The sequence below is a fragment of the Aequoribacter sp. genome (assembly GCF_965659035.1).
Lineage (GTDB): Bacteria > Pseudomonadota > Gammaproteobacteria > Pseudomonadales > Halieaceae > Aequoribacter.
Window position 1 is genome coordinate 1 of record NZ_CBFHWH010000145.1, and the last position, 2538, is coordinate 2538.

At 52.2% G+C, this 2538-nt stretch carries 2 protein-coding genes and 1 pseudogene; all 3 read right to left on the reverse strand.

Translation table 11 applies throughout. The annotated features are described in order from the left end of the window. The coding region (locus tag ACTF5Z_RS11820; RefSeq protein ID WP_438985812.1) for an MBL fold metallo-hydrolase at positions 1 to 802 on the reverse strand (802 nt) is incomplete at its 3' end. 179 nt (positions 803 to 981) lie between these two features. After that, complete coding sequence (locus ACTF5Z_RS11825; protein WP_423854918.1) at positions 982 to 1848, reverse strand: helix-turn-helix transcriptional regulator; 867 nt, start codon at positions 1846 to 1848, stop codon at positions 982 to 984. Positions 1849 to 1997: 149 nt separating this feature from the next. Beyond that, a pseudogene (locus ACTF5Z_RS11830) lies at positions 1998 to 2538 on the reverse strand (glycosyl hydrolase); the annotation flags it as partial.

The following is a 2538-nucleotide window of genomic DNA, read 5'->3' on the forward strand; positions in this document are numbered from 1 at the left end:
TGTTCGCCAGCGCATTGCGGTACATGTTTTCAAGTGATCGACCCAGCAGTCCCACACGACGACCAGTGGCGTGCGCGATGCGCAACACCGACTGCATGCGCGCAATATTGCTGGCAAAGCACGCGACTACGACCTTACCGTTCAAGGGTAACAGGGCACGAAACAACCCATCGGCGACTTCGCCTTCAGTGGCAGAGCGCCCGGGTTTTGTTGCGTTGGTCGAATCACATACCACTGCATCCACCGTCTGACGCGCCAAAGCCTGCCAGCTATTTGGCGCCCATGCAGTGCCAACGACAGGTCGAGCATCCGACTTCCAGTCGGCGGTATGCAACACGCTGTAGCTGCCCGCTTGAATATGTAAGGCGCACGTTTCTGGCGTGGAATGCGTCAGCTGCAGCCACCGTACATCAAACTCACCAATACGCCCAACATGGTCAGGCGGGACTTCTATTAGCTCGTTTGGCAGTGGTTTATCGAGCGAAGCAAACTTGCGGCGCAGCACGGTCGCAGTAAAGGGCGTGGTGTAAATCGGGCAACGCAACTGCGCCCAGAGGTAAGGCACGGCACCAATATGGTCCTCGTGCGCGTGAGTTATGATCAGGCCATCGAGCAACTGCCTGCGGCTAACAATGAACTGCGGGTCAGCCATTTGAACCGATGGCCGCAAACTATTGTTTTGTTGCTCGAACGTAATGCCACAATCGACCATTAACCAGCGATCGCGATAGCCGTAAAGATTCAGGTTCATACCAATCTCGCCGGTACCGCCCAGGGGTAAAAAGACGAGATGATCAGACACCAGTTAAAAATCCTTTTTGGGGGGAAATGTCGATGAAGACTGCTCGAGCGATCGCCCTGTCATGGCGCCCGACGCTAAGGCGCTATATTAGTGCTTATTAAAGCGCGGCGCACTCTAATCACCAACGTAAGCACAAATTCGCAAGAAACTGCGATCCTACGTATGGTGGCTGGGTGGGATCAATGAAACAAGTACGGCTCTAGGTCTGATAAGTTCTGCACCACAATCTGCTGTGCCTCGGGTTTAGCATGAATCGAGTTGGGGTCGATATTTAGCTGCTGAAGCACGTAATAGGCAAGCGCAGCTCGTGACGGAATCGTTAAGCGCCCATTGAGCATACCATAGTCACGAACCACCACATCGCGCTGCGCTGGGCTTAGCCGCTGATCAGCCGTAACGTGTATTTCGATTTGGGTGTTCCACGCCGAGTCGCCATCCAAACCATGCTCGCTCGGCCCGAGTAAACTGGCCTCTCCACGGAATCTACTCAACACAAAATCACGATAATCTTGGTTTTTCTCGCACCAAGCGCGCACATGCCAGCGTAACCCCGTATTCACAATGCTGTGCGGCACAATAATTCGACCATCGCGATTGGGTGACACAATCGACACATAGTCGACTTCCAGGCGCTGCTGCTCGCGCATTGCGGTGATCAAGGCGCGGATGATCTCTGGACGCGTGTTGCGCAAAGGTACACGCAAAGCCTCGGCGTGCTGTAGCCCAAGGTGCAAGTCGGCAAAGGTATCGTTCAGTGACTGCTTAGCAGCTACCAACTGCAGGTACTCTTCGGTTTGTCCCCTGGTCAGTTTGGGGATAAAGGCCTGGCTGGGTCGATAGCCCTTGATGTATTTGTCGTACACCAAGTTACCGGGAGCAATGGTCTTTAAGTAGGTGTTAATATCTTTCGAGGCCTGCTGGCGGCCTATACCAAAGGCATCAATCAAATGCTTAGTGGTCAGGCGCCCTTCCCAATAGGCAATAATCTCGATTAACCGATACCGAGACAGCAAGTCCCAGCGCAGCGGCCATTGTGTTTGAATCATATGCACGTCCTTACCACGAGCAGTGCAAGTAATGTTTAATTACTTTACCTTAATTCAAACTTTATAAAAGTAATTTCCTTTAATGTCTGCAGTGTATATCCGTACACGTCTTATTAAGCGACATGTCTTGCTGGGGATATTGCTTGCAATTAATTACCCTCGAACCGGACGTTATCTATCCGAAAACGGTTGGCATTGTGGCTCGTGGCCCAAATGACGATACCCGTATCGACACTCGCTGCGTTAAGCCCCGCGTTTTTCAGATTCGCCAGAGGCACTGTAAAACTGTGCCACATACCCTGCGTGGCCGACCCGAGCGGATAATCACCCGAAGTACATGGGTAAAAACAGTCTAGCTTCATGGTGTAGCTGTTATTGCCTTCGATATGTTTGATATCAAACGCGATTGCGGTGTTGCCCGACACATCGACACCGGAACTTGAGGCAATAAACCAACCCGCCAATAAAGCATTTGCGCCATGGTAAATCTCGATCACTTGACCGCGCTCATTGTCGTCTACCAATGACCACTCGATACTTGGGCAATCCGCGCCATTATCGTTCATGCAGGTACCAAAGCCGGTAGACTCGTCAAAAGCGCCAACTCCTCGATCCCAAACGGAATCAACCACGCCATTGCTTAGCACAGCAATATCCGCCACGGGGCCTGAAATGCCTCCCGTACCACCC